Here is a 25857-nt window from a genome sequence, read left to right as displayed (position 1 = left end):
TGACAAATCCGCAATTATTAACCTTTTCAACGTTGTAATTCGTCAAAACAGGTGTATAGTTATTTTTATCAACAGCTTCCCGGTAAGCGGTTGTGTTTCGAATTACAGCGTGTCTGTAAATGTTTTGACCGGGTTACCAGCCTTGTTGCTGGATTAGAGTTATAGAAAATTTGATGCAAGTTAAAACAAGCGGGCTGCGGTTCGCAACTGATCGGAAAACACCACTCCGGTCAATATATTCACAAAATAGCAAGCAGCTCAGGCTGATTCGCTCACTCCCTCGTTTGAACACTACTCAATCGATCAATCAGTTTTTCCCTCGTCAGGATGGCATCATTCTCGGGAAATCTGTGTGCGCAGCCTTGCAACCTTTGACCGTTCAGTCGGAAACAGATTCTGAGAAGCCGATCATTTAGATCGACTTCTCTAACCAGCGTTCAGTGTATTCGGAGTCATCCGGGTGCAGGAACAGAAACGGGACCGGATCATCCGGTCTTTTGAAAGAATGCCAATTGATGGCAAATACGTAAAAGAAAGAGGCAAGACATGTCACAGCTAGTTACCGGTACCGTAAAATGGTTCAACGATGAGAAAGGATTCGGTTTTATCCAGCAGGAGAACGGTCCGGATGTATTCGTACACTTCCGTGCAATCAACGGCAATGGTCGTCGTACACTGCATGAAAACCAGCAGGTAACTTTTGAAGTTACCCAGGGCCAGAAAGGCCCTCAGGCTGAGAACGTATCTATCGTCTGATTTCAGACTAAGATAGTACCTTCTGACGGCGAACCCAAGGGTTCGCCGTCTTGTTTTATAGCGCCATAAACTGCATCAGTTTGACTCATCTGCCGCTTTTTCCAGTCGCCTGATAATCTCCAGGTAGCGGGGCGTCGGACCGATATCTTCATAGACCGGATCGCCATCTTCTTCACGGATAACTCTCGCCCCTGGGCGGTAGGGCATGCGTGCTTCCATTTCCTGTAACAGGGTTTGAAACAGTGCAGGGCCAAGTTCATTCATTGATACAGCATACACCTCACAAAGTGCCTGTAGCCTGAAAAAATCTTCCTGATGGATTGGCAGGGTGACAGTTTGCTGCCCTTCTCGCTCTGTAGCATGGCGTTCCAGTTTTAGCAGCAGGGCACTGAAATAATCATCTGGCATGGTTTCTGGCATGGTCTCTATCTCCGGCAAGCAGGTAACCTGACTTACAGGATAGCGCAAATTGAGTTCCCTGTGTAAAAACCCTGAATCTTCACCGTGTTAAGTGGCGATACTATCGATTATGATTGTAAATCAGTAAGTTTTAATAAAGGGGAGTGATATGGCGAGTGTGATCTTCGCAGTGGGTTCTGTATATGGCAACAGTACGTCAGTTGCCGAAGAATGTGCCGAGCTGCTGCGCAGTGCTGACCATGAAGCCGAGGTCTATTCCAACGCAACGCTGGATGACTTAATGGCGCATCCGCAAGCGGTGTTGGTTATCTGTACGTCTACAACCGGTCAGGGAGAGTTGCCTGACAATATCTATTCGCTGGTGAGTGAGCTGCGTGAAGCGTTTCCGCTGATGCCTGAGCGTCGCTATGGCGTCATTGCGCTGGGCGATAGCTCCTATGATACCTTTGCCGATGCCGGACGTCAGTGTGATGAGTTACTGCAAGAGCTGCAGGCACAACGTATCGGTGAGGTTCTGTATATCGATGCTTGTGAAACAGCCGATCCGGAAGGTATGGCTGTGGAGTGGATGAAGGAGTGGATGCAGGCGCTTTGATATGACTAGCGAAACAATTGGGTCACGACAGCTTGATGCTGCTGTGACCCTCGGACAGCCTCCAAGTATTTCAGCGTTTTAGAAAGCCTTTGCTGTGCAGAAAACCCAGCATATGTGGACGGGCCTCTTTTACCAGCATACCGGAAATTTGCTCACTCCAGCTCATCTCCTTGGTGCCACCTGTGCGGCTGCGATAGTAGTCTCTGACTGCCAGATCATACTCGCGGATGCTATCAGCATCGCTGCTGTCAACATACCTGTCCTGTTTTAACACCACAGACAGTGGCAGGCGGGGTTTGATTTCCGGATCTTGATCCGGGTAGCCGATGCACATGCCGAACACCGGATAGACCAGTTCTGGCAGTGCCAGCAACTCAGATACCCGGGCTATCTGGTTGCGAATACCACCAATATAGACAACCCCCAGTCCCAGGGATTCTGCGGCTGTGGCACAGTTCTGGGCAAACAGGCCGCAGTCCACCGTGGCGGTAATAAACTGCTCGGTAAAGCCACTGAGCATCTCGGCATTATGCATATCACACACCAGTTTGTGCCGCTGCATATCGGCACAGAACACCAGAAATACTGGCGCCGTGGCGACATAGGCCTGATTACCGGCACACTCAGCCAAGGCTTCACGCGTATGGCTATCCGAGACCTGAATCACCGTGCAGGCTTGAATAAAGCTGGAGGTCGCCGCCGCCTGACCTGCTTCAATAATAGCGTTTATCCAGTCTTGTGGAATTGTTTGAGGGGTAAATTTACGGATGGAGCGGTGTTGTTTGAGTAAATCAAGGGTCGGGTTGGTCATAGAATATCCTGAAAGGGTTACGAGGCTAAGTGGTCTGTTTGTAGTCGGCGAATGGCGGTGGCCAGAGCAGCACTGATTTCAATCTGATTGCTGATGTGCGGAATGCAGTCGGTAGTGACAACCTGGGCTTTTTCACTGAGTTGCGCATAGGCGCTTCCAGCAAAAATACCATGCACGCCTATCGCTGTAGTTCGGGGAAGACCGGCCCGATCAAGGTGTGCAATGGTTTCCAGCATGGTACGGCCACTGGAAATAATATCGTCAACCAGCACCGGTTGATGCGCCTGATAGGGAGCCAGCTCCGGTAGGGAAACCGATACCTGATAATCCCCAAAGCGCTGTTTTTCTAAAATCTGAAAGGGGGCATTGGCCAGTTCGGCCACATGAGACACCCACTGCTCGCTTTCACTATCCGGTCCGATGAGTACAGGGTTGGTAATATGCTGTTGGATCCATTTGGCAATCAAAGGCGCGGCTGACACGATGCTTGTCGGTATGGAGTAGATTTCCGACAGGCTGGCGTAGCGGTGCAGGTGTGGATCCATCGTGATCAGTCCATCAAATGCCTGTGACAGGAGTCTGGCAAAGGGTACGGAGCTGACACACTCGCCTTCATGAAAACGTTTATCCTGGCGCATATAGGCCAGATAAGGGGTCACCAGGATGACCTGACTGGCCCCCAGTTCATGCAGGGTATCAGCCAGAAACAGCAAGCGCAGCAGCTTGTTGTCAGGATGGAACAGGTTACAGAAAACCACACAGGGGCGGTGTTGGCAGGTGTCATGTACACGCACATAGCTTTCACCATCTGGAAACTGGCGCATTTCCAGCGTGCCAGCTTCTGCAGACAAAGCAGCACAAATTTGTGCTGCCAGGGCGGTGTCTGACTCGAGGTTATAAAAGAGTGTTGTCATCCGTGTTTTTCCTTGTCTCTGCGCTCGGTGGATAAACAGATAATATCGGTATGTTCACCGAGATAATCGACGGCATAGTTTAACTCACCCACACTTTCGGCATGAATGGTTAGCAAGGGGGTCCCTGCGTCCACCGGTTGTCCCAGGTGTACGTGCATATCAACACCAGCGGCCGGGTCGGCAGGGGCGCCGGCAAGTTTTGCCACCTTGGATAGCTGGCGATTATCTATATTAGTGACGATACCGCTTTTTTTGGCAATCAGGGCGTAGCGGTAGGGTGCTATGGGCGGGGTTTTCATGCCGCCCTGCGCTGCACAGATCGCCATAAATTTATTCCATGCTGCACCTGAATTCAGCGTTTTCATCGCCAGGTCGATGCCTTCTCCTGGTGCCATATCCTTGACCATTTCCAGCATGGCGCCAGCAATCAAAACGGCTCTGTCGCGAAGATCGCTGGGGGAGTCGGCCCGGTTCTGTAGAACCGCCAGAATATCTCTGGCTTCCAGCGCGGGTCCTATACCCCGACCCACAGGTTGTGAGCCATCGGTAAACAGTACCCGGATTTTCAGGTCAAGATTGGCGGCAACGGCTTCAAAGCTGGCGGCGAGCTTGTCAGCGGCGGCCTGGCTACGTACTTTGGCCGTGGGGCCAACCGGAATGTCGATCAACACATGCGTGGCGCCAGCGGCAATTTTTTTGGATAGTACGGACGCAATTAACTGCCCCTCACTATCGATATCCAGAGCACGCTCCACTTGTATCAACAAGTCATCGGCTGGACTCAGGCGTACCGATCCGCCCCAGGCCAGACAGCCCCCCACACGCCTGACCACATCGCGCATCTGATCCAGTGACAGGCTGACATTAGTCAGGGTTTCCATGGTGTCAGCCGTGCCTGCTGGCGAGGTAATGGCGCGTGATGAGGTTTTGGGAATGGTGATACCACAGGCAGTCAGTATGGAGATAACAATCGGTGTGGTGCGATTGCCAGGCAGTCCACCGACGCAGTGTTTGTCTAGCACTACTGGCAACTTCCAGTCTATGCGGCTACCGGAATCGACCATGGCACGCGTGAGGGAGGTGATTTCGTCATCATCCAATTTGTCATCGCCGCAGGCGGTAATAAATGCAGCCAAATGTACTTCAGCATACTGACCGTCGACGATATCGTTGATAATGTCACTAAATTGCGCATCACTCAACCTGTGCCCATAGACCTTGGCACGCACATGCGATAGAGAGTGAACGGGGCGCGGATGTGAGAGCCACACGGGTGCCTCTGGTTCGACCTTGAAGCGGCGCCAGGCCACTTCGGAAAATCCAACTTCATCATCACTGATCAGATCACTGGTAATGATATTTAAGGACGCAATAATGCATTTATTTCCATGACTGCTGGCAAGGATGCGCGACAGGCTTTCAAAACCTTCCGAGCGACATACCGGACTTTCCGCACGCAGGTAGAGGGTCGGCTCATGGTGTGTATCTATCCCCATGCGACGGGCGCGCAAGGGGGCCATGCGTTCAGGTACAAAATTCATGTTAAGGAACTATCCTTTACCCAAGTGGCACCAATATAAAACCATGCCGTTTAAATGAAAGTAGATACGGATTCTATACGTTAGTAAAGCTGACCTTCTGGTTGTTGGCAATAAGGCCAGAATAATGAGGTCAATATAATGAAGAGGCTAAAATGAAAGATCAACAGTGTAACTTTTGTAGAAGTGATGCACCAAAGTTAAGTGCGGAACAGGCGCAGGCCGAGCTTAGGGTCGTTCCGGACTGGAGCCTGGAGGCGGAGGCGGGCGAACTAAAGCTGAAGCGTGAATTCAGTTTTCCTGACTTTGCCAGGGCACTGGTCTTTACCAATCGCGTAGGGGAGTTTGCTGAATCCATTGGCCATCATCCTGATTTGCTGACGAGCTGGGGGAAGGTAACAGTGGTATGGTATACCCACAAAATTGGCGGTGTGCAGCAGGGTGATTTTCTCTGTGCTATTGAAACTGAACTGCTTTATCAACGTGAAAAATGATCCTGGCCGCAACGGACGGTTCGCTGTTGTAGCTGTTCCTGATAAGATACGCACATGTTTAATTTGCGGGAATTTTTAAAATCATGGAACGTCGTTTTCGCTTGATACTCTCCTGTCCGGATCGGGTGGGTATTGTCTCAATGGTGAGTAATTTTATTTCCAGTCACGGTGGCTCCATTGCCGATGCCAATCAGCATTCTGACCCTGTATCCGGCTGTTTTTTTATGCGTGTAGAAATCAGTGCAGCCACCCTGCCCTTTACGCTGGACGCGTTGAAAGAAGCCTTTACTCCCATTGCTAACTCTTTTGGCATGGATTGGGAAATACAGGATTCCAATCGTCCCAAGCGTGTGGTGCTGATGGCCAGTCGTGAGTCACATTGCCTTGCCGATCTGCTGTATCGTTATCACAGTGAAGAACTCTTCTGTGAAATCCCCTGTGTGATCTCCAACCATGACAAGTTACGCAGTATGGTGGAATGGCATGGGATTCCTTATCACCATGTACCGGTTGATGCGGATAATAAGCAGGCGCACTTTGATCAGGTGGAAAAACTGATTCTGGAACACGATGCCGATGCGGTGGTGCTTGCACGTTATATGCAGATATTGCCAGCCGGTATGTGTGCTCATTTCCCGCACCGGATTATTAATATTCATCACAGCTTCCTGCCATCTTTTGCCGGTGCGCGCCCTTACCATCAGGCCCATGAACGTGGAGTCAAATTGATCGGGGCTACCTGTCATTATGTGACCGAGGATCTGGATGCCGGACCGATCATTGATCAGGATGTGACCCGCATCAGTCACCGCGATCACCCGGAAGAAATGGTCAGACTAGGACGTGATGTCGAAAAAGCGGTGTTGGCGCGGGGGTTACGCTGGCATCTTGAAGATCGGGTGCTGGTACACGGTAATAAAACCATAGTGTTTGCCTGATTATGCCGGGAGAAAGCCGGAATTAACTAAAAATACGCTACACTTAGAATCAGACAGGATGAATTCAGGTTTGTCCTGATGGTCGGTCAACAGAGGATAACGACAATGCTAAGATCTGTTAAAGCTCAGGATTATATGGCGGGTAAGTTGGTCACTTTTTTGCCGGAAATGGACCTTTTCCGCGCGTTGATGGTGTTACGTGAATATAAGCTGTCCGCCGCTCCAGTGACCAGTGCAGATGGAGAACTTGTAGGACTGCTATCAGAAGTAGATGGCTTGCGTGCTATTCTCAGCCAGACCTATCATGAAGAGGAGATGGGTAGTGGTGGTAAAGTGCAAGATTATATGTCGCGTGATGTTGATACCATCAAACATGATGCCGATATTATCTCTGTATCCAGAACCTTTATCGATAAGGGGCGCCGCTGTTTGCCGGTTGTCAGAGCCGGTAAGCTGGTCGGTATGATCTCACGTGCCGATGTGCTGCGTGCTGTGGAAGATTTTGCCAATGACGGTTAAGTGGAGTTGGGTAGTTAAACGTTTATGAGTAGTCTGTTTCCGGAAAAACCTGTGCTGTTTTATCCCTCTATAGCTGAGCGATATGGCACAGATGAAGCTATTTTGTTAAGCCTGCTTAACGAACAGTTTCATTTTAATGGGCTACCGGGCTCTGCCGTAGGAGCCCGGTCTCCGGGCGATAAAACCATCGCTCGCGGAGCGAGCTCCCACAACAGTATTGCCCATCATGTAGGAGACCGGTCTCCGGGCGAAGGTGTACTGCTACCTCCCGGGCACTGGCAAATCTTGACGCCTTTCTGGAGTGAAGCCCACTTTTACCAGACCCTGGATAGTCTGGAGCGTCAGGCGTTACTGCACGTTGAGCGTGGTCAGGGCGGTACATTAAAACTGCAACGTCAGCCGGTTGCAGAACAGCCAGCCCAGCCAGTTCAACCGTCTGAGCAGCCTTCACCGTCAGCACCTGCTGCTAATCGCTCTTTACCTGTTTATGATACGCCGCCGGTATCGGCGCCTCCGGTATCGGCCCCTCCTGCAACGACTAAGGGTCGACAGCGTGGACCGGCTCCGGTTTTTGGTGGTACCTCCGGCTGGCGTCGTGATAAAGATGAGTTGGAGCAGATTTTTGATTGGCATGAAGAGCGTAACCAGCGCTTGATCCCGATGACAATGGGCTGGGCTCCAGGGCCCGCCTTCCACGATATGCTGGCGCGTCAGGGTATACCTGAAGCTTTTTCTACCCAGTGTCTGGATGAATTTGTGCTCTACTGGCTGGATAAAGATCGCAAGGAAACCAACTGGGATCAGAAGTTTCTGGGTTGGGTCAAGCGCGAGTGGGTTAAGAAGCAATCCCGTGATGCCGCCCCCAGAGCACATGAACAGCAACCGGCAGGTCAACTGAATGAAAACACCCGAAGAGATACTCGCGAAAACCGAAAACGGGTTACCGCGGCCATCATGGACATCAAGGACACCGATTGGTGACGACTATGCGGCCGATGACAGCCGCATTACCGATATACCGCTAGAAACCAAAGCCCATGTGAATATGATTTTCGCCCGCTTTATGGCGATTTATGGGCATAAATTTAAAAGCTGTTTTGAAACGCAGAATGAGATACGTCTGGCCAAGCGTGAGTGGGCCTTGAGTTTGCGTGGCTATGCGGAAACCGATCTGGTCGCTGCCGTCAATCGTTGCAAGGAAACCCTGGCCTGGATGCCAACGGTATCAGAATTTCTGGCCATTCTGCGTAGTATTAATGGCGATTTTGGTTTGCCTGCTCCCTATGCGGCTTATCAGGAAGCCTGCCAGTATGCGGCCGATCCGTTGGCGCACAGTTGGAGTCATGTAGCGGTTTATCTGGCGGGTAAAGAGACAGGCTGGTTCCGTTTGCGCTCTGAGGAGCAGGGGCAGGTGTTGCCGGAGTTCGGTTATGCCTATGATCTGTTCTGTCAGCGGGTACGCCGGGGTGAAACGCTGGAGCAACCAATCCCCAAAGCGATCAGTGATCAGCAGGACAATACCACCGCACGCTTTATTCAGGCTTTCGCGACAGAGCATCAACTACCGGAAAGCCTGCTGTATTACATGACCAAGCCCCTGGGTACTCGAATCCGTGAGCGTTTACGGGCGGATGCGCAGCAGCAGGTTGAGGCCATGGGCCTGAACCTGCTGCTGCCAGTGGATACATCAATGGGCGTTAACCTGGGTGGAAAACCCTGAACCCAGCATTTCACCGATGGCCTGGCTCAGTGTGTCGCTACGTTGGGGGTCACGAAAGGCCTCAAGGATGCGAGGGCGCAGGTCGGCAAGAAACATCAGGTCACTGAGGATGCGGTTGAAGCCCAACTGACCGGCTTTGCCCGCGGCCAGTTGCTCCAGAAACAGCTGTAGCCGCTGCGGTTGATTAAGGCTGGTATGGCAGCGGGTTGCCAGTGCCACGATCACCTCAGCTTCCAGGGCAAAGGGGCTGGCTAACACGGCGTCCAAAGCCTGATCACGTCCTGCCATGTCATTGCCAGCAGAAATGCTGCGAATCAGTGCGGCGATCAATTCCGGTGCTGTGTCCAGGCGCTGTAACAACTGCAGCAGATGATCAGTTAGCTGTTGTTGCAGTGCGTGATCAGGCTGCGTGTGTTCCAGCAGATGTGCCAGCATCAACAGCAAGGGCTCCGGTAGTTGGGTTAAGCGCTTACGCAGCTGAGTTGTATTGTCACCCTGATCCAGGCGCATCACAAAATCCGCCAACCCTTGCAGTCCCAGATTGTTCCAGTAATCTCTATCCAGTTGACCCGCAAGGTATTGCTGCACATCTTCATAATACCGTGAGGCCGGGGTTTGTAGTGTACGACTGGCCAGTGCATGGAAACAGGCCATTTTTTCCTGATCGGGAGTGAAAGCGAAGGGGTTATCTTTCAAGGCATCCTGCTGCGACTGCGGTCCATGGCGTTTTGTAGCAAGCGATTGACAATATCATCACGTGCCGCCTGTATTAAAAAACCCTGCTCATCCAGCGGCAGTTTCAGAAACCAGATCAGGTTCTGATCTTTTGCTGATGGATTCCACAGCAGAAGTCCTACCCAGGCATGATGTAAAAAAGGCAAGGGGTAAGGGACTTGGTTCTGCTCAACCCGGGTGAAAGTCTCGATCGGTAGCTTACTGATGCGACGGCCCATATCAAAAATGAGCAGCCGGTTGTCGTCGTGTTGCAGTAGCTGTGTCAGCAGTTTTTCCATCTTAACCTCGTGCCGCCTTGAGTGTATCGGCAATCAGAAAAGCCAGTTCCAATGATTGGTCAGCATTCAGACGTGGATCACAGTGGGTGTGGTAGCGATGTGCCAGGCCTTCTTCAGTAATCTGGAAAGCGCCGCCGATACACTCGGTGACATTATCACCGGTCATTTCAAAGTGTACGCCACCCGCATGGGTACCTTCGGCACGATGAACCTCAAAGAAACCCTGCATCTCTTTCAGAATGGCATCGACACTGCGGGTTTTGTAGCCACTGGAAGCCTTCATGATATTGCCGTGCATCGGATCTGAACTCCAGACCACCGGATGGCCGGAAGCTTTGATTTCACGCACAATCGGTGGCAGGAGTTCGGTGATCTTCTCGGCCCCCATCCGGGCAATCAGAGTGATACGCCCTGGAACGCGGCCTGGATTCAGCATATCCAGCAGTTTCAGTAGATCATTACACTGGGTGCTGGGGCCAACCTTAATACCAATAGGGTTGTGTACGCCTCGCAGGAACTCAACATGGGCATGATCCGGCTGACGGGTACGGTCACCGATCCAGAGCATGTGTGCTGAACAGTCGTACCAGTCTCCGGTCAGACTGTCCTGGCGGGTCAGTGCCTGCTCGTAGTTCAGCAGCAGCGCCTCATGTGAGGTATAGAGTGAGGTTTCATGCAACTGCGGGGTATTTTGTGAATTGATGCCGCAGGCATCCATAAACGCCAGGGTTTGGGTGATTTGATCGGCCAGGTGTTGATACTTCTCGCCCTGAGGGCTTTTGTCGATAAAGCCGCGGTTCCAGCGGTGTACCTGGTGCAGATCGGCAAAGCCACCACTGGCAAACGCACGTAACAGGTTGAGTGTGGACGCTGACTGATGGTAAGCCGCAATCAGGCGCTTGGGGTCAGGTTGGCGTGCCGCTTCATTAAAGGCAATATCATTGATAATGTCGCCGCGATAACTGGGTAACTCTATGCCGTTCAGGGTTTCGGTTCCAGCTGAGCGAGGCTTGGCAAACTGACCGGCAATTCTGCCTATTTTGACCACCGGGCTGCTGCCGGCAAAGGTCATTACCACCGCCATCTGCAGCAGAACCTGGAACGTATTACGAATTTTGTTGGCACTGAATTCGCTAAAGCTTTCGGCACAGTCGCCCCCCTGGAGTAAAAAGGCTTCACCAGCGGATACCTTGGCCAATGAGCGTGTCAGGGAGCGGATTTCACCCGCAAACACCAGCGGAGGAAAATTGCCGAGCAATTGCTCAGCTGCTGCCAGTTCATCCTGATCAGGATAAACTGGTTGTTGAAGGATGGGTTTGCTTCTCCAGCTGTCGGGGGTCCAGTTTTCCATAGTGTCTCTTCTATGTGTTCAAAACGTAAAGTGGTCAAAACGTAAACCAGAGAGTTTAAGGTTTTGACACAGAGAAACAAGCGTCAGGCGGTTTTAATTCCGCTCAGGTTGCGAAAGGTAATGTCGCGGGCTGTATCAAGAAAGTCCAGCATAAATTCGGCTTCGGCCTGCTCGCTACGAATAGCGGCGTAAAGTGTGCACCACAAGCCCTTTTCACCCAGTGGTCGAGCCGCAATATAGTCATGTTGCAGGTATTCATGGATCGCCCAGTTGGGTAGGGCAGAGACACCACGGCCACTGGCGACCAGTTGCATGATCATTACAGTCAGCTCTGCGGTACGGGTTTGTGCAGGCTCTTTGCCAGCCGGGTCAAGGAAACGACTGAAAATATCCAGACGTGCATGATCAATCGGGTAGGTGATCAGGGTTTCATTACACAGATCACCCGGTTGTATCTGCTTTTTACGCATCAGCGGGTGTTGCTTGCTGATGACTAATACCGACTCGTAGCTGAATAAGGCAGGTAGGTAATGCCATTGCGGGGTTCCGGGTCCGAGGTGATCACCAGATCCAGATCACCACGGCTCAGGGCCGGTAAGGTTGAAAACTGAAGCCGGTACTCAGGTCCATTTCCACTTCGGGCCAGTTCTGACGAAAATGGTCGATGGTTGGCATCAGCCAGTCAAAGCAGCTGTGGCACTCAATGCAGATGTTCAGTCGCCCTACCTCACCGCCAGCCAGTCTGGCAATGTCACGCTCAGCATTGCGGATCATTGGCAAAAGCTCATCAGCCAGAGACAGTAAGCGCTTGCCTGCTGCCGTAAAGGAGATAGGTTTGGTTTTGCGGATAAACAAAGAGCAGTTGAGGCGTTCCTCCAGGTCCTTAATCTGATGCGATAGTGCAGATTGTGTCAGATGCACGCGTTCGGCGGCTTCCACCAGACTGCCTGCATCACGCAGTGCTGTCAGGGTTTTCAAATGACGAAATTCAACCATGCCCAACTCCATGCGGGGGATTAAATGGGTGTTGCGATCGAGCGTGTAGCTATTTGTCAAAAACCAGTTGTCACTGAGTATAGCGGTTGAACTGAACAAGCTCTAGCCGGGCTTAAATTTAAACCTGGAGTTAGCATGTAAAAAGAGTGGTTATATAATGGATGATTAATGGAAAGGTTGCTAAATTAGCTATTACCAATCATAAAAATGCATACTTTTAAAGTGTTTAATGTAGAAGTATTTCATTTAAGTTGATCTGTATCAGTATTTTCCTGTATTTTTGTATGGGAATAATAATTAGCCGGAGATCTATGGATATTTCAGTCGTAGCACGACAGTATCAGCACAGCATTCTCGATCTGTTTTCCGGTGGGCCGGTTGCCATTTTTGTCTGGTCTGCACAGCAGGGTTGGCCGGTTGAGTTTGTCTCCGACAATATCCGCGAGCTGCTTGGTTATGATGCAACAGAGCTGATTCGGGAAAAACTACGCTATACCAGCCTGATACATCCTGATGATCTGCCACAGATTGAAGCTGAGGTAGCGCATTATCTTTCGATAAAATCCAGTTGCTTCGAGCAGATCTACCGGCTCAAGTGTCACTCCGGTTGTTATTGTTGGGTGCGTGATTTCACTATGCCGGAGTGGGATGAGCAGGGCCAACTGCTACGTATACTCGGTTATATTTTTTATCAGAATGAAACGCAACAAGTCAGTGAAACCCTGCAGTTGGCAGAACTGGTCAGGGAGTATGCGCGTGAAGCAATTATGATTACTAACCCTGAGGGTGTCATCATTAGCGTCAATCCGGCTTTCACTAAAGTCACTGGCTATGATTCAAATGAAGTAGTGGGTGGCAGACCGTCACTGCTGAGCTCAGGTCATCATGATGCGGCTTTCTATGACGCAATGTGGCATAGCCTTAATACCCAGGGAAGCTGGGAGGGTGAAATTTTTGATCGGCGCAAAAACGGCGAGGTTTACCCCAAGTGGCTGTCGATTCATACGGCCTACACTTGTCAGGGTGAGGTGTTTCGGCGCATAGCCATTTTTTCCGATATTACACAACAGAAACAAAGTGAAGAGCTGATCTGGCGACAAGCCAACTTCGATTCTTTGACTAACTTACCCAACCGTCAGTTATTGACCTTACGGTTGGAGCAAGAGATTAACCGTCTGAGTCGAACCAGCCAGGGCTTGGCATTAATTTTTATGGACCTGGATGGCTTCAAAGAGATTAACGATACCCTTGGGCATAAACTGGGCGATGATTTACTTATTTTAGTGGGTGATCGGCTTGAAGCTCAGGTACGTAGTACTGATATGGTAGCGCGCTTTAGTGGCGACCAGTTTGCCCTGTTGTTGACCGGCTTGACTGATCAGGTCAGTGTTGAGCAGTTGGTGATGAAAGTGCGCAGTGCCTTTGAGCAGCCCTTTGAACTTGGAGATGAGATAATTTTTACTTCGGTCAGCTTTGGTGTCACTTTCTGCCCGGAAGATGGCAGAGACCCCTGGGAGCTGTTAAAAAACGCCGATCAGGCGATGTTCAGTGCCAAAGTTACAGGTCGGGGGCGTTACCAGTTCTTTACCGAAACCATGCAGTTAACAGCACAACGACGTATGCAACTGGCAAAGGATTTGCGTCATGCTCTGTCGGCGAAACAGCTATTTCTGGAGTATCAGCCGATTGTGAACCTGGCTGATGAGCAGCTATCAAAGGTTGAAGCCTTGATTCGCTGGCAGCACCCGGAACTGGGGCTGGTGAGTCCGGCAGAGTTTATCCCTGTTGCAGAGGAAACCGGGCTGATTTCCGAGATAGGCGATTGGGTGTTTCGTGAAGCGGTGAGTCAATCTGAAGCCTGGCAATCGCTGCTGCAGCGACCCTTTCAGATCAGCATTAATACATCGCCAGTACAATACCGTGATGATACCCATCGAGTGTCCGGTTGGATCGATTATCTGCGAGAGCGCTGCCTGAGCTGCAAAACTATCTCACTGGAAATCACTGAAGGCATGCTGATGGAAAATTCAGCTGATATTGAAAACTGTCTGCTACTGATTCGCGATGCAGGTATGGAGGTTGCTTTAGATGATTTTGGTACGGGTTATTCATCCTTATCCTATCTGAAACGTATGGATATAGATTTTTTGAAAATAGACCGGTCTTTTGTAATGAATCTTCAAGCTGATTCAGACGATCTGGCCCTGTGTGAGGCGATGATCGTCATGGCACACAGGCTGGGGATTCAGGTGGTAGCCGAGGGGATTGAAACACAGGAGCAAAAAGCGTTACTCAAGTCAGCACAGTGTGATTTCGGGCAGGGGTATTTTTTCTCCCGTCCTTTATCAGCCGATCATCTGGAAGCTCTTTTTTTGAGCAATAAAGATACCAATCACTAATATCTCTTATCAGTTTTAGGGAAATAACGATGAAAAAAAATTTACCAGTCACGCAACAAGAGGCTGGCTTTCCGGATACAGCAAACATCCTGACTACTACCGATCTTAAAGGCGCCATAACCTATGCTAATGAAGATTTTGTCAAGATAAGCGGTTTTACTCGTGAAGAGCTAATTGGCAACAATCACAATATGGTCAGGCATCCTGATATGCCACCTGCAGCATTTGCTCAGCTGTGGACGCGCGTCAAATCCGGTAACTCATGGATGGGGTTGGTTAAAAACCGTTGCAAAAATGGTGACCATTACTGGGTGGATGCCTATGTCACGCCGATATTGCAGGCAGGCAAAGTAGCTGAATACCAATCTATCCGTCGTCGCGCCGATCGTAAGTCAGTGGCCCGGGCGGAGAAGCTTTACGCCGCTTTGTCAGCGGGCAAAAAACCTAAACAGCTGTCCGGCAGCTTGTCCTTTAATGTGCGCCTGCAATGTTGGTTTCTCCTGCCTTTCCTTGCGCTGCTGGCGGGTTTGCTTTGGCTGGAATCGTCAGCACTGATGGCAGGTGTTGTTGTGTTGGCCCTTGTGGTTGCCATGCTGGGGCAGTGGTTAACCCTGTCGCCGTTACGACATGCTGTAGCCAAGGCGCGTCGGGTTATTAACGATCCGGTAGGGCAATATGTATATACCGGACGCAAGGATGAAGTAGGGGAGATTTTATTGGCATTCAAAGCATTGGAAGCAGAAACAGCCGGTCTGGTTGGCCGTATCTCCGATTCAGCCGGCAGTATGATGCAGGGGGCCACCTCCATGAATGCTGCTGTAGGCAGTTCCAGTGATGGTATTCAACGACAGTTTTCTGAAACCGACCAGGTGGCAGCCGCCATTAATGAGATGTCAGCCAGTGTGCAAGAGGTTGCCCATAATGCTCAGCAAACCTCAACTATGGCCTATGCTGGGCTTGAGTCAGTCGCAGCCGGCAAAAAAGTGGTGAGTGAGACGCAGTCATTGATTCAGTCTCTGCGCCAGGAAATTGCTGAGGGGGCAAAGTGATTCGTCAGGTGAAGCAGAGCAGTAGTGATATAGCTTCGGTGCTTGATGTGATCAAAGGAATCGCTGAGCAAACTAATTTATTGGCATTAAATGCGGCTATTGAGGCCGCCAGAGCGGGTGATACCGGACGAGGATTTGCCGTAGTGGCTGATGAAGTACGCTCACTGGCCAGTCGTACCCAGGCCTCTACTGAAAATATCCGTGAGATGATTGATGCACTTGAAAGTGGTTCAACCCGAGCAGTTGCGGTGATGGAGGCGGGCGAACGCCATGCTGAGGACTGTGTTGGACAAGGGCAACTGACGGTTGCGGCCCTGGATGATATTTACCATTCAATACAGGGTATCCGTGATATGAGCACTCAGATAGCGACAGCTGTAGAGCAACAAAGTCAGGTGGCAGAAGAAATTAATCGCAGCATTAGCAGTATCCGCCAGTCATCCGAAAGCAATTTGGGCTTAGTGGAGGAGAGTAAAGTCACTAGTGGCGGTGTGTTAGGTGTAGCTAATCGGTTCGAAGAGCTGGCCGCTCAGTTTTGGGCGCGTCAAGGCGTTTTATGAAAACAGGCAGAGGCTGGTGACAGCCTCTGCGCTGGTATTAACTGATTAAATCCTGCAGCAAAAATTCGATCAGCGCTTTCTGTGCATGCAGGCGGTTTTCCGCTTCGTGGAAGGCTACGCAGCGTGGATCATCCATCATCGCTTCACTGACTTCTTCACCCCGATGCGCTGGCAGACAGTGCATGAACAGAGCATCGGCTGCGGCCAAATCCATTAACTCAGGATTCACCTGATAGCCACGGAACTCGCGCATGCGCTGGCGCTGCTCATCTTCCTGGCCCATGGAGGCCCAGACATCGGTAACTACCAGTTGTGTACCTTCGACAGCCGCTTCAGGCGCTTCCATTACGCTCACCCGGTCACTGTTGCGGCTAACCAGTTCGGCATTGGGCTCAAAACCTTCGGGGCAGGCGATATTTAGCTTAAAATCAAACTGGCGGGCGGCATTGATGTAGGAGTGACACATGTTATTGCCATCGCCTATCCAGGCGACGGTTTTGCCTTGTATATCACCACGCAGCTCCTGGAAGGTCTGCATATCGGCCAGCAACTGACAGGGATGATAATCATCGGTCAGCGCATTGATAACGGGTACGGAAGAGTTGGCAGCAAACTCGGTGATCAGGTCGTGACTGAAAGTACGGATCATGACAATATCGACCATGGAAGAAATCACTCTGGCACTGTCTGCCACGGGTTCGCCGCGTCCGAGCTGGGTATCCCGTGATGACAAAAACATCGCATGACCACCAAACTGCGCCATGCCCGCCTCAAAGGATACCCGTGTGCGGGTCGAAGATTTCTCAAAAATCATCGCCATCACACGGTTTTTCAGCGGCTGGTAGAGCGTGCCGTTGTTGCGCAACTGTTTCAGTTCTATGGCGCGATTGATCAGCTGCTTTAATTCAGCTGGTGTAAGATCCAGCAGTGTCAGAAAATGTCTGGTGCTCATAATGTCATTCACGGCAGCCGGGCTGCCAATCCCTGAGTCAGTTTTTATTGGATCAAAATAATTAGTTGTCTTCGCCAGCATAGATGCGGATCAGGCTGGAAACTGTATTGACCAGTAAATCAGCTTCACTCTGATTCATGATCAGAGGTGGCAGCAGTCGAACGACCCGGCCACCACCAGTAATGTTCAGCAACACACCTTTGACTTTTGCGAGTACGGCCAGCTCTGTGCCTGCATCTTTGAGTTCGATACCAATCATCAAGCCTTTGCCACGAATTTCTTTGACATAAGGTTTGTCAGCTAATTGAATATGGAAGCTATCGAGAATGTACTGGCCCAGTGATGCGGCGTGCTGGCACAGCTTGTCCTGTTCTATGATATCGATAACAGCGAGAGCTGTGGCACAGGCCAGCGGGTTGCCGCCATAGGTTGTACCGTGTGTACCTGGCCCAAAAATTTCAGCGGCCTTGCCGCGAGCCAGACAGGCTCCAATAGGGAAGCCATTCCCCAGCCCTTTGGCCGTGGTGACGACATCAGGCATGATATTGGTGTGCTGGTAGGCAAAGTAGCGACCGGTACGACCATTGCCTGTCTGTACTTCATCCAGGATCAACAGCAGTTCGTGCTCATCGCAAATGGCTCTGAGATTTTCCAGATAACTATTGTCTGGAATCTGAATGCCGCCTTCACCCTGGATAGGCTCTACCATGATGGCAACAACATCGTTATTGCTGCGCAGGATCTGCCTGACCGCTTCCAGATTGTTGAAAGGGGCACGGATAAAGCCGCTGACCAGTGGCTCAAAACCCGCCTGAGTGGCGCGGTTGCCGGTAGCGCTTAGCGTTGCCAGGGTACGGCCATGAAAGGCGTTTTCCATTACAATGATAGCGGGTTTGTCGATCTGGCGACTATGGCCGTAGCGACGGGCAATCTTGATCGCCGCTTCATTGGCCTCTGCACCCGAGTTGCCGAAAAACACATTATCCATCCCGGATACCTGTGTGAGCTTTTCAGCCAACTGCTGCTGCAGTGGAATGGTGTAAAGGTTAGAGCAATGAATTAACTTGCCAGCCTGCTCACAGATAGCCTTGGTGACAGCGGGGTGCGCGTGTCCAAGCCCGGTAACGGCAATGCCGCTGAGTGCATCCAGGTATTTGTGTCCATCTGTGTCATAGATCCACACGCCCTGACCATAGTCAAAGGCAACGGACAGACGATTATAGGTATTCATCAGTGGTTGCATGGCCATTCAGCTTCTTCTCCCTACAACGCAAAAAGGCAGCCAGAGCTGCCAAAAAAAGAGTTATTCTAGGCCTATCCTGGGGTTTTGGCAATTCACTTTATGGCTGGACGGGTATTATCTGCATAAAACAGATTGAAATATCATCCTGAGGCCGTATATTTGTTATTAAGCGTTGTACATTTTACCTGACTTTTTTTGTCGGATATAATGCCGGGGTAGGCAGGCGTGGCTTACGTATGTTCTGCCAGCCTGATACTGAATGTTAGTTATACAGAAATAGGTGCTTCAATGAGTGTTGTCGATGTGATTAAAGAGCAGATTGAATCCAATGCAATTCTGCTTTACATGAAAGGTACACCACGTTTTCCGCAATGTGGCTTTTCATCCCGTGCCACTGAAGCGCTGATGGCCTGCGGTGAGCGTTTTGCTTTTGTCAATATCCTGGAGCATCCGGATATTCGTGCTGAGACTGCCAAACTATGCTAACTGGCCAACTTTTCCGCAGTTGTGGATCAATGGTGAGCTGGTAGGTGGCTGTGACATTATCTGTGAAATGGGCGCTACCGGTGAGCTGGAAACCCTGGTTAAGGCCGCTTCGGCTGGTGCTGAAGAGCAGCAGCCACAGGCGTGATCCGTTCGCGTAGCCGGATTTTAGTCCGGCTACGGCTACAGCTTATGCGCTGCATAGCGCAGGCAGCGTTGCGTGTATCAGCGGGTCTGCAGAACCAGATCCCACCCCCCCATATCTTTCCAGCGATTCACAATCATACAAAAGAGTTCGGCAGTTTTCTCAGTATCATAAATAGCTGAGTGCGCACTGCGGTTGTCAAAGTCTATTCCGGCTACTTCACAAGCCTTGGCCAGCACGGTCTGTCCACACGCCAATCCGGCAAGAGTTGCTGTATCGAAGGTAGAAAAAGGGTGAAAAGGGTTGCGCTTAATACTTTGGCGCTCGGCTGCACAATTGACAAAATTGTGATCGAAAGTGGCATTGTGGCCTACCAGAATGGCACGTTTGCACCCGGCCGCCTTGATGGCCTTGCGGATGGGTTTGAAAATATTTTCCAGAGCCTGGGCTTCACTGATGGCCTGGCGTTCAGGATTCCAGGGATCTATGCCAGTAAATGCCAGTGCTGATTGTTCCAGGTTAGCCCCTTCAAATGGAATGACGTTGGCGCTGTAAGTGCGCTCAGGCATCAGATAGCCGTTTTCATCCATGCTCAGGGTCACGGCGGCAATTTCAAGAAGTGCATCAGTGCGGCAATTAAATCCAGCCGTTTCAACATCGATGACGACAGGGAGGTAGCCTCTGAAACGATCGGCCATAAGAGTCTTGTCAGCTGAGTGGGTCAAGCCATATCCTTAATCTGTGTCATGTTAATTCTATGCTATTCTAGCAGTCGCGGGATGCGGAGTGAAATGCAGGGTAAAGACCTGGCACCTTCTGCCGATAATACAGAGAGTTTCTGTAACTGTCTTTTATAAAGTTGAGAGTTGTATGCCTGGCCGAGCGCTATTTTTTCTGTTGCTTTTTTTGCTGTTCAGCCCTCCAGGCTGTGACTTTCAGTGCACCAGTCGATGGGGTGCGCTGGGATATAGAGGCATCGCCCTTTGCTTGTCGTTTGTCTCAGTCTATTCCTGCTTTCGGAGAGGCTGTGTTTGAACAGGAAGCCGGTGAGGGTTTGGAGTTTTATCTGTTGCCAGCGCAGACACAGCAACTCTCCGGGCGAGCCCGGTTAGTTGCTGAGGCCGCCCCCTGGTTGCCAGGTGCTGTGCCAAGGCATATCGGTGATATGGATGTTCGCCAGGGGCAGATTAATGTGCGTGGTAATCAAGCGACGCAGATGTTAGCTGCCTTGCATGAAGGACTGGTACCGACGTTTAGTGCTGATCGCTGGTACGGTGCGTCCGAGTCTGTGTCTGTGGGTATTATGTCGGTGAACTTTAATTCAGCTTATCAGGATTATCTGGGATGCTTGACTGGGCTCCTGCCGGTTAATTACCGACAGATTGCCAGAACGGCGGTACTCTTTCCAACCGCGGAACACCAGTTGTCTGATGCAACCCGCGAACGCCTGGATCTGATCGCTCAGTATGTACTGACTGATGATACAGTGCAGCAGATCTTTGTTGACGGACATACCGACAATGATGGTCGACGCCTGTTATTGCGCGATTTGTCCAAGCGTCGTGCAGAAGAAGTGACCCGCTATCTTGTCTCCCGTGGCGTCAGTGAAGATGCTATTATTACCCGCTTTCACGGGGACCGTTATCCGGTGGTCGCCAACGACACCCCTGAAAACCGTACCCGTAACCGCCGCGTGACCATTCGTCTCGAAAAAGACTGAGCGTTTAAAGCGCATCTGTCCTGATTGGCAGGCAAGCCCTGCGGCAATCTGTTATTATCGGGTTTTATCTATTAGTCGCCAGACTCCGGTCAAGACAGCCGGAGTTGGTTAAATCGGGAGCATCAATATGTCCGACGTCAAGAAGGTTGTTCTGGCTTACTCCGGTGGTCTGGATACCTCTGTGATAGTGCGCTGGTTGCAAGATACCTATCAGTGCGAAGTTGTTACGTTTACTGCTGACCTGGGTCAGGGTGAAGAAGTTGAGCCTGCGCGCAGCAAAGCCCAGGCGCTGGGTGTGAAAGAGATTTATATCGAAGATTTGCGTGAAGAGTTTGTGCGTGACTTCGTCTTCCCGATGTTCCGAGCCAATACAATTTATGAAGGCGAATACCTGCTGGGTACCTCTATCGCGCGTCCCTTGATTGCCAAGCGACTGATAGAGATTGCCAATGAAACCGGTGCTGATGCGATCTCCCATGGTGCCACTGGCAAGGGTAATGATCAGGTGCGTTTCGAGCTGGGTGCCTATGCGCTCAAACCAGGCGTTAGGGTTATTGCGCCCTGGCGTGAATGGGATCTAACCTCCCGTGAAACCCTGATGAAGTACTGTGAAGAGCGCAATATTCCGGTCGACTTCAGCAGCAAGAAAAAGAAATCCCCTTACTCCATGGACGCCAACTTGCTGCACATCTCCTATGAAGGTGGCATTCTTGAAGATCCTTGGGCAGAAGCTGAAGATGATATGTGGCGTTGGAGTGTCAGCCTGAAGCTGCACCGGATCAGCCGACTTACCTTGAGTTGACTTATGAAAAGGGTGATATCGTTGCGATCGATGGTCAGCCCATGAGTCCAGCTACTGTGCTTGAAACTCTGAATAAAATTGGTGGTGATAACGGTATCGGTCGTCTGGATATTGTCGAAAACCGTTTTGTTGGTATGAAGTCACGGGGTTGTTATGAAACACCGGGTGGCACCATCATGCTTAAGGCGCACCGTGCCATCGAATCCCTGACGCTGGATCGTGAAGCAGCACATCTGAAAGATGAGTTGATGCCGCGCTATGCCAAGGTTATTTATAACGGTTTCTGGTGGTCGGAAGAGCGCAAGATGCTGCAGGAAATGATCGATTACTCTCAGCGTCACGTAAACGGTGATGTGCGGGTGAAATTGTATAAAGGCAGCGTCAGTGTCGTGGGGCGTCGCTCGCCTGACAGTCTGTTTGATGAAAGCATTGCTACCTTTGAAGATGATGCTGGTTCCTATGATCAGAAAGATGCTGAAGGCTTTATTAAGCTGAATGCTTTGCGTATGCGCATTGCGGCCAGTAAAGGCAGAAAGTTCTGATCTGTTATCAGCATCAGCTGCCAGGCAGGTTGTACAGATGTACATTCTGCCTGGCGTCTTCTTACTCCAGTCAGTTGCCATCTTGCTTGCAAACACGTTTCTACCAGTGTGTTTTTACCAAGCTGCTTTGTTGAAAAGGCTAATTAGTGGTAATCAAGCCGATTTTCATGCTACTTTTCAGATAGTTATTTAGAAGTCTGGGCCATGGCAGCACTTTTCTCTGATCAGACAGTACTTATCGTTGAAAAAAATCTGGAAGAGCTGGAGCAGCTAAGACAGATTTTGACTGCTATGGGCTTTCGCCGAATTGAGGTGGCGTCTTCGGTTAATATGGCCGTTAGCTGCTTAGCGAAATACAAGTCGACCTGTGTATGCTGGTATATGACCTGGGTCGTGATGAAAAAAACGGCTTGCAGGTGCTTCAAGGGCTCAGGCTGCCGGGCGCCCCAGTTATTCTACCTGTTTTCTACTGGTGGTTGACCCACAAAAAGTCAGCCTGCTTATGGGCTCTCCTGAACTCTCTGCCGATGGTTATCTGGCAAAACCCTACGATCAACTCAAGCTGAGAGCGCAACTGGAAAAGCAGTTACGCATCAAGCGCTGTATTGCACAGGTCGAAGCCTTGCGTGATCGACGTGAATGGGAACAGGCCTTGGCTGAATGCGAGAAGTTACACAAGCAGTTTCCAGCATTAGGTGTGCTGATTTTTCGCATTAAAGGGTTGATCTACCTGGAGCAGCAGCAGTATCAGAAGGCCTTGGCCGTGTTTGAGCGTATACGTCAGGCGCATGATAAGCCTGGGTTCGTGTTGCGCTTGGGTTAACGGCATATGATATGGCCGATTACCAGCGTGCCCGAGTTGAAATGACCCAGGTTATAGATGCTCAACAGGTGTGTCAGGAAGCCTTTGTGGTTTTGGCCCGTATCCATTGGCTCAAAGGTGAGCGTAGCCAATGTGTGACCCTGTTACGTAAGTCGGTGATGCTGCAACCCTCAGTATCCTTGCTGCAGGGTGAGTTAGGTAATCGGGCGGGCTTTTCCGAAGAATTAAATGTGGCTATTGATGGTTTTCGTCAAGCAGTGCTGCATGCCCGCCATACCGCTATGCAAAATCCAGAGTATTACTTTGGTTTGGTCCGGGTAATACAGCAGCAGATTGCGGATAAACCGGGTCGAACGGCTGAATTTATAGGCGAGGCTATCCGTGTGCTGGAGTCAGTAGTGCACGACTGCATGGATGACCCGCAAATACGCTTTCGTGCACGTTTGATTGCAGCCGATATCTATCGGCAGAATGGGGAGCATCAAAATGCCGATTTTGCAGCGGGTGATGCACTGGCGCAATTTCGTAAGATTCCTATAGCGGCACAGTTGAGTGTCGCAGATCTGCTGGCTGATGGTCTTGAATCTACCCGCTTTGCCGCTCAGGCGGCAGAGCTGAAACAGGAGGTTTCACGCTTGATGTCGTCAGTTGACTGGGGAAAAAACAACCTCAAAGGCATGCTATCGTTTCGTCAAAAAGCCCTGCCAGAAGCCTTTGATGCGTTTGAATCTGCCTGGTGCTCCGATCCCGGAAATCCTGGTGTGGGCCTGAATCTATTGCAAACAGGTATTGAAACGTTACGCAAGGATATGCGTCAATTAGCAGTGCTTAAACGCTGCACCGAAATTGTGATGGAGTTGCAATATGGTGCATTAAGTAACAAACAACAGCAGCGCTATCAGCGGCTGAGTGAACGTTTCAGTGACCTGATCAGAGATGCAGAGATTGCATAACCTGAGTCAGGTGGCTAAAATTCCGCGTTTCTTTGGTTCGGGAATCTATGAAGTCTCATAAAATTCTACAGGCCCCCATTCCCATGCGTTGGGTAGGCCCCCTGAAAATCACCGGCCAGACTCTGGATGAAAAAATCAGTGTGCCGCTGGCAACCTATGAAACCCCTCTGTGGCATTCGGTGGGTCGCGGCGCGCGCGTGTCCGTGCTGACCGACGGCATACTCACTACGGTCATAGATGAGCGTATGACCCGCTCTATTCTTCTGGAAGCCGATAATGCCATGGTTGCGCACCAGGCGTTACAGTCTCTGTTGCAGCGTAAGCCGGAGATGAATCAGGTGGTTACCACCACCAGTCGTTTTGCTCAGTTGATTGATATGCATAGTCAGATAGTCGGTAATCTCATCTATCTGCGCCTTGAATTCACCACCGGCGATGCCTCAGGCCACAACATGGTGACCAATGCCGCTGACCGTCTAATTCCCTGGATCCTGCAACATTATCCAATGCTGCGTTACGCATCTATTTCTGCCAACTATTGCTCTGATAAAAAAGCCACAGCCGTTAATGGCATTCTGGGTCGGGGCAAGTATGTCGTTAGTGAAATACTGATCTCAAGAGAACTGTGTGAGCGTAAGCTGAATACCACACCGGAAAAGGTCGTGGAGCTGAATGTGCGCAAAAACCTCATAGGAACCTTGATAGCAGGCGGAATACGCAGCGCCAATGCCCATTATGCCAACATGCTTCTGGGCTTTTATCTGGCGACCGGACAGGATGCGGCCAATATCATTGAAGGGTCTCAGGGCGTAGTGCATGCCGAGGTGCGAGGGGATGCACTGTATTTTTCCTGCACCTTGCCTAATCTGATCGTGGGTAGTGTTGGTAACGGTAAAGGAATCGATTTTGTGGAAGAAAATCTGCGCAAGCTGGGTTGTCGTGAAGACCGTGTGGCGGGTGAAAACGCACGTCGTTTAGCGGCTATTTGTGCAGCTACTGTGCTTTGTGGCGAATTGTCGCTGCTGAGTGCGCAGACCAATCCAGGTGAGTTGATGGAAGCGCATATCCGGCTGGAACGTCCATGAGTGATCAGACCAACGCACGTAAAATTGAACATATCCGTGCCATTGAGCAAGACGCACTGACTGATCGGCAGGGTAATTGGTTTGATCGTATCCGTTTGACACACAGAGCCTTGCCCGAACTAGCCCTTAACCAAATTGATAGCAGTTGTCATTTTTTGGGAAAAAGCCTGAGCTTTCCATTATTGATCTCCTCGATGACGGGTGGTGATCATGAACTGGTGCGTTGTATAAACCAGAATTTGGCAGAGGCGGCTGAACGTTGCCAGGTTGCGATGGGGGTGGGTTCACAGCGGGTTATGTTTAGCTCGCCTGAAGCGCGTGAGAGTTTTGCGCTGCGTCGTTTCGCGCCGACGACTGTGCTTATTGCCAATATTGGTGCTGTACAGCTCAATTATGGCATGACCCACACGCAGATACAGCAAGCCATTAATGTGCTGGAAGCGGATGCCCTGTTTCTGCACCTGAATCCCTTGCAAGAGGCCGTTCAACCTGAAGGGGATACCAACTTCAGCGGTTTGACTGAGTCAATTGGCCTGTTACAGTCGCGCTTACAGGTTCCCATCATTCTTAAAGAGGTCGGTGCGGGCCTGTCCTGTGCCGATATTCAGGCGGGTCTGGAACAAAAAATCCGTTTTTTTGATCTGGCTGGTTCCGGCGGCACTTCCTGGAGTCGCATAGAGCATCATCGTCGACTCGATCCGGATGCCGATATTGGTCTCAAATTTCAGGACTGGGGGCTGCCGACGCCACTTGCATTGCGTCAGGCTGAACCCTTTCTGGACAGCGCAACACTGATTGCCAGTGGTGGTATCAGAGATGGGATTGATATGGTGAAATCTGTTATACTCGGCGCCTCGCTTTGTGGGGTGGCAGCGCCCCTGTTGCAGCCTGCGATGGAATCGGCTGATGCCGTCGTCGCAGCTATTCAAAAATTGCGTCGTGAATATGTTACAGCGATGTTTCTGCTCGGTATTCCGAATACTGCTGCACTGTTCAGGAACAAAGCGCTTATTGTCGAAGAGCGTTAAGGAACGAA

Annotated in this window: 26 protein-coding genes and 3 pseudogenes; 18 read left to right on the top strand and 11 right to left on the bottom strand. The window is 50.7% G+C overall.

Annotated features, from left to right (window positions below; translation table 11 throughout):
* The first annotated feature begins 546 nt into the window (after window positions 1-546).
* Window positions 547-756: a cold-shock protein gene (locus LH51_RS07050; protein WP_036520985.1), complete on the top strand. Its 210-nt coding sequence runs from the start codon at window positions 547-549 to the stop codon at window positions 754-756.
* 75 nt (window positions 757-831) lie between these two features.
* Here LH51_RS07050 and LH51_RS07045 read toward each other — a convergent pair whose 3' ends face one another.
* The gene (locus tag LH51_RS07045; RefSeq protein ID WP_235263586.1) at window positions 832-1224 is read right to left on the bottom strand and encodes a hypothetical protein; all 393 of its coding nucleotides are present in this window, start codon (window positions 1222-1224) and stop codon (window positions 832-834) included.
* A gap of 100 nt (window positions 1225-1324) precedes the next feature.
* Here LH51_RS07045 and LH51_RS07040 point away from each other — a divergent pair, with 100 nt between their 5' ends.
* Window positions 1325-1771 carry a flavodoxin gene (locus tag LH51_RS07040; protein WP_036520982.1) on the top strand — a complete coding sequence of 149 codons (447 nt, stop codon included), beginning with the start codon at window positions 1325-1327 and terminating at the stop codon, window positions 1769-1771.
* Between the two features lie 70 nt (window positions 1772-1841).
* Here LH51_RS07040 and nfsA read toward each other — a convergent pair whose 3' ends face one another.
* Genes nfsA through LH51_RS07025 form a run of 3 tightly spaced genes read right to left on the bottom strand, consistent with a single transcriptional unit; the run spans window position 1842 to window position 5037 of the window.
* Window positions 1842-2582, bottom strand: a complete 741-nt coding sequence (nfsA, locus tag LH51_RS07035; protein WP_036520981.1) for an oxygen-insensitive NADPH nitroreductase — start codon at window positions 2580-2582, stop codon at window positions 1842-1844.
* Window positions 2583-2599: 17 nt separating this feature from the next.
* Window positions 2600-3496 (bottom strand): ribose-phosphate pyrophosphokinase, encoded by an 897-nt coding sequence (locus tag LH51_RS07030; RefSeq protein ID WP_036520980.1) that lies wholly within the window; start codon window positions 3494-3496, stop codon window positions 2600-2602.
* A complete protein-coding gene (locus tag LH51_RS07025; RefSeq protein ID WP_036520979.1) occupies window positions 3493-5037 on the bottom strand; it encodes a thymidine phosphorylase family protein in 1545 nt (514 codons plus the stop codon). Before LH51_RS07025 ends, LH51_RS07030 begins: the two co-directional genes overlap by 4 nt.
* A 152-nt stretch (window positions 5038-5189) precedes the next feature.
* Between LH51_RS07025 and LH51_RS07020 the strand changes: the two genes are divergently transcribed.
* The 5 genes from LH51_RS07020 to LH51_RS07000 all read left to right on the top strand — a co-directional run bounded on the left by LH51_RS07020 (window position 5190) and on the right by LH51_RS07000 (window position 8705).
* Entirely contained in the window at window positions 5190-5528 is a 339-nt protein-coding gene (locus tag LH51_RS07020; protein WP_036520978.1) for a 4a-hydroxytetrahydrobiopterin dehydratase, read from the top strand.
* 83 nt (window positions 5529-5611) lie between these two features.
* Window positions 5612-6466 carry a formyltetrahydrofolate deformylase gene (gene purU, locus LH51_RS07015; RefSeq protein ID WP_036520977.1) on the top strand — a complete coding sequence of 285 codons (855 nt, stop codon included), beginning with the start codon at window positions 5612-5614 and terminating at the stop codon, window positions 6464-6466.
* 105 nt (window positions 6467-6571) lie between these two features.
* Window positions 6572-6985, top strand: a complete 414-nt coding sequence (locus LH51_RS07010) for a CBS domain-containing protein (RefSeq protein WP_036520976.1) — start codon at window positions 6572-6574, stop codon at window positions 6983-6985.
* A gap of 24 nt (window positions 6986-7009) precedes the next feature.
* Complete coding sequence (locus tag LH51_RS07005) at window positions 7010-7966, top strand: DnaT-like ssDNA-binding domain-containing protein (RefSeq protein ID WP_036520975.1); 957 nt, start codon at window positions 7010-7012, stop codon at window positions 7964-7966.
* The gene (locus LH51_RS07000) at window positions 7884-8705 is read left to right on the top strand and encodes a replication protein P (protein ID WP_235263585.1); all 822 of its coding nucleotides are present in this window, start codon (window positions 7884-7886) and stop codon (window positions 8703-8705) included. The genes LH51_RS07005 and LH51_RS07000 overlap by 83 nt, the downstream gene beginning before the upstream one ends.
* Here the strand turns inward: LH51_RS07000 and LH51_RS06995 are convergent.
* The 4 genes and pseudogenes from LH51_RS06995 to LH51_RS06980 form a co-directional block, all read right to left on the bottom strand.
* A complete protein-coding gene (locus tag LH51_RS06995; protein ID WP_036520974.1) occupies window positions 8673-9401 on the bottom strand; it encodes a DUF3549 family protein in 729 nt (242 codons plus the stop codon). The two genes, LH51_RS07000 and LH51_RS06995, sit on opposite strands and share 33 nt — an antisense overlap.
* Window positions 9398-9718: a DUF3549 family protein gene (locus LH51_RS23510; RefSeq protein ID WP_036520971.1), complete on the bottom strand. Its 321-nt coding sequence runs from the start codon at window positions 9716-9718 to the stop codon at window positions 9398-9400. Before LH51_RS23510 ends, LH51_RS06995 begins: the two co-directional genes overlap by 4 nt.
* A gap of 1 nt (window position 9719) precedes the next feature.
* Window positions 9720-11069, bottom strand: a complete 1350-nt coding sequence (locus LH51_RS06985; protein WP_036520968.1) for a class II 3-deoxy-7-phosphoheptulonate synthase — start codon at window positions 11067-11069, stop codon at window positions 9720-9722.
* 83 nt (window positions 11070-11152) lie between these two features.
* Window positions 11153-12065 (bottom strand): annotated as a pseudogene (locus LH51_RS06980) (LysR family transcriptional regulator).
* Between the two features lie 311 nt (window positions 12066-12376).
* Between LH51_RS06980 and LH51_RS06975 the strand changes: the two are divergent.
* The 3 genes from LH51_RS06975 to LH51_RS20775 are packed head-to-tail and all read left to right on the top strand — an operon-like array spanning window position 12377 to window position 16073.
* Window positions 12377-14464 (top strand): putative bifunctional diguanylate cyclase/phosphodiesterase, encoded by a 2088-nt coding sequence (locus tag LH51_RS06975; RefSeq protein ID WP_052063536.1) that lies wholly within the window; start codon window positions 12377-12379, stop codon window positions 14462-14464.
* Window positions 14465-14493: 29 nt separating this feature from the next.
* A complete protein-coding gene (locus tag LH51_RS20780) occupies window positions 14494-15513 on the top strand; it encodes a methyl-accepting chemotaxis protein (RefSeq protein ID WP_160173693.1) in 1020 nt (339 codons plus the stop codon).
* Entirely contained in the window at window positions 15510-16073 is a 564-nt protein-coding gene (locus LH51_RS20775; RefSeq protein ID WP_160173692.1) for a methyl-accepting chemotaxis protein, read from the top strand. The genes LH51_RS20780 and LH51_RS20775 overlap by 4 nt, the downstream gene beginning before the upstream one ends.
* A gap of 37 nt (window positions 16074-16110) precedes the next feature.
* Here LH51_RS20775 and argF read toward each other — a convergent pair whose 3' ends face one another.
* A complete protein-coding gene (argF, locus tag LH51_RS06965) occupies window positions 16111-17025 on the bottom strand; it encodes an ornithine carbamoyltransferase (protein ID WP_036520988.1) in 915 nt (304 codons plus the stop codon).
* A 61-nt stretch (window positions 17026-17086) separates the two neighbouring features.
* Window positions 17087-18274, bottom strand: a complete 1188-nt coding sequence (locus LH51_RS06960) for an aspartate aminotransferase family protein (protein ID WP_036520965.1) — start codon at window positions 18272-18274, stop codon at window positions 17087-17089.
* 282 nt (window positions 18275-18556) lie between these two features.
* Between LH51_RS06960 and grxD the strand changes: the two are divergent.
* Window positions 18557-18899, top strand: a pseudogene (grxD, locus tag LH51_RS06955) (Grx4 family monothiol glutaredoxin).
* A 77-nt stretch (window positions 18900-18976) separates the two neighbouring features.
* Here the strand turns inward: grxD and rnt are convergent.
* Window positions 18977-19594 carry a ribonuclease T gene (rnt, locus tag LH51_RS06950; RefSeq protein WP_036520963.1) on the bottom strand — a complete coding sequence of 206 codons (618 nt, stop codon included), beginning with the start codon at window positions 19592-19594 and terminating at the stop codon, window positions 18977-18979.
* A gap of 230 nt (window positions 19595-19824) precedes the next feature.
* Between rnt and LH51_RS06945 the strand changes: the two genes are divergently transcribed.
* From LH51_RS06945 to fni, 7 genes and pseudogenes are all read left to right on the top strand, one after another.
* The gene (locus LH51_RS06945; RefSeq protein ID WP_036520961.1) at window positions 19825-20616 is read left to right on the top strand and encodes a flagellar protein MotY; all 792 of its coding nucleotides are present in this window, start codon (window positions 19825-19827) and stop codon (window positions 20614-20616) included.
* A gap of 127 nt (window positions 20617-20743) precedes the next feature.
* Window positions 20744-21960: pseudogene (locus LH51_RS06940) on the top strand (argininosuccinate synthase).
* 204 nt (window positions 21961-22164) lie between these two features.
* Window positions 22165-22440: a response regulator gene (locus LH51_RS06935; RefSeq protein ID WP_036518868.1), complete on the top strand. Its 276-nt coding sequence runs from the start codon at window positions 22165-22167 to the stop codon at window positions 22438-22440.
* Entirely contained in the window at window positions 22433-22783 is a 351-nt protein-coding gene (locus LH51_RS06930) for a hypothetical protein (RefSeq protein ID WP_036518873.1), read from the top strand. Before LH51_RS06935 ends, LH51_RS06930 begins: the two co-directional genes overlap by 8 nt.
* 11 nt (window positions 22784-22794) lie before the next feature.
* Entirely contained in the window at window positions 22795-23736 is a 942-nt protein-coding gene (locus LH51_RS06925; protein ID WP_036518875.1) for a hypothetical protein, read from the top strand.
* Window positions 23737-23783: 47 nt separating this feature from the next.
* Window positions 23784-24821, top strand: a complete 1038-nt coding sequence (locus tag LH51_RS06920) for a hydroxymethylglutaryl-CoA reductase (RefSeq protein ID WP_036518876.1) — start codon at window positions 23784-23786, stop codon at window positions 24819-24821.
* Entirely contained in the window at window positions 24818-25849 is a 1032-nt protein-coding gene (gene fni / locus LH51_RS06915; RefSeq protein ID WP_036518877.1) for a type 2 isopentenyl-diphosphate Delta-isomerase, read from the top strand. Before LH51_RS06920 ends, fni begins: the two co-directional genes overlap by 4 nt.
* The last annotated feature ends 8 nt before the right edge of the window (window positions 25850-25857 follow it).

This window comes from Nitrincola sp. A-D6 (genome assembly GCF_000764495.1).
Taxonomy (GTDB): Bacteria; Pseudomonadota; Gammaproteobacteria; order Pseudomonadales; family Balneatricaceae; genus Nitrincola.
The sequence above is the reverse complement of the archived record's forward strand: the minus strand, read 5'-3'. Positions and strand labels throughout refer to the sequence as shown.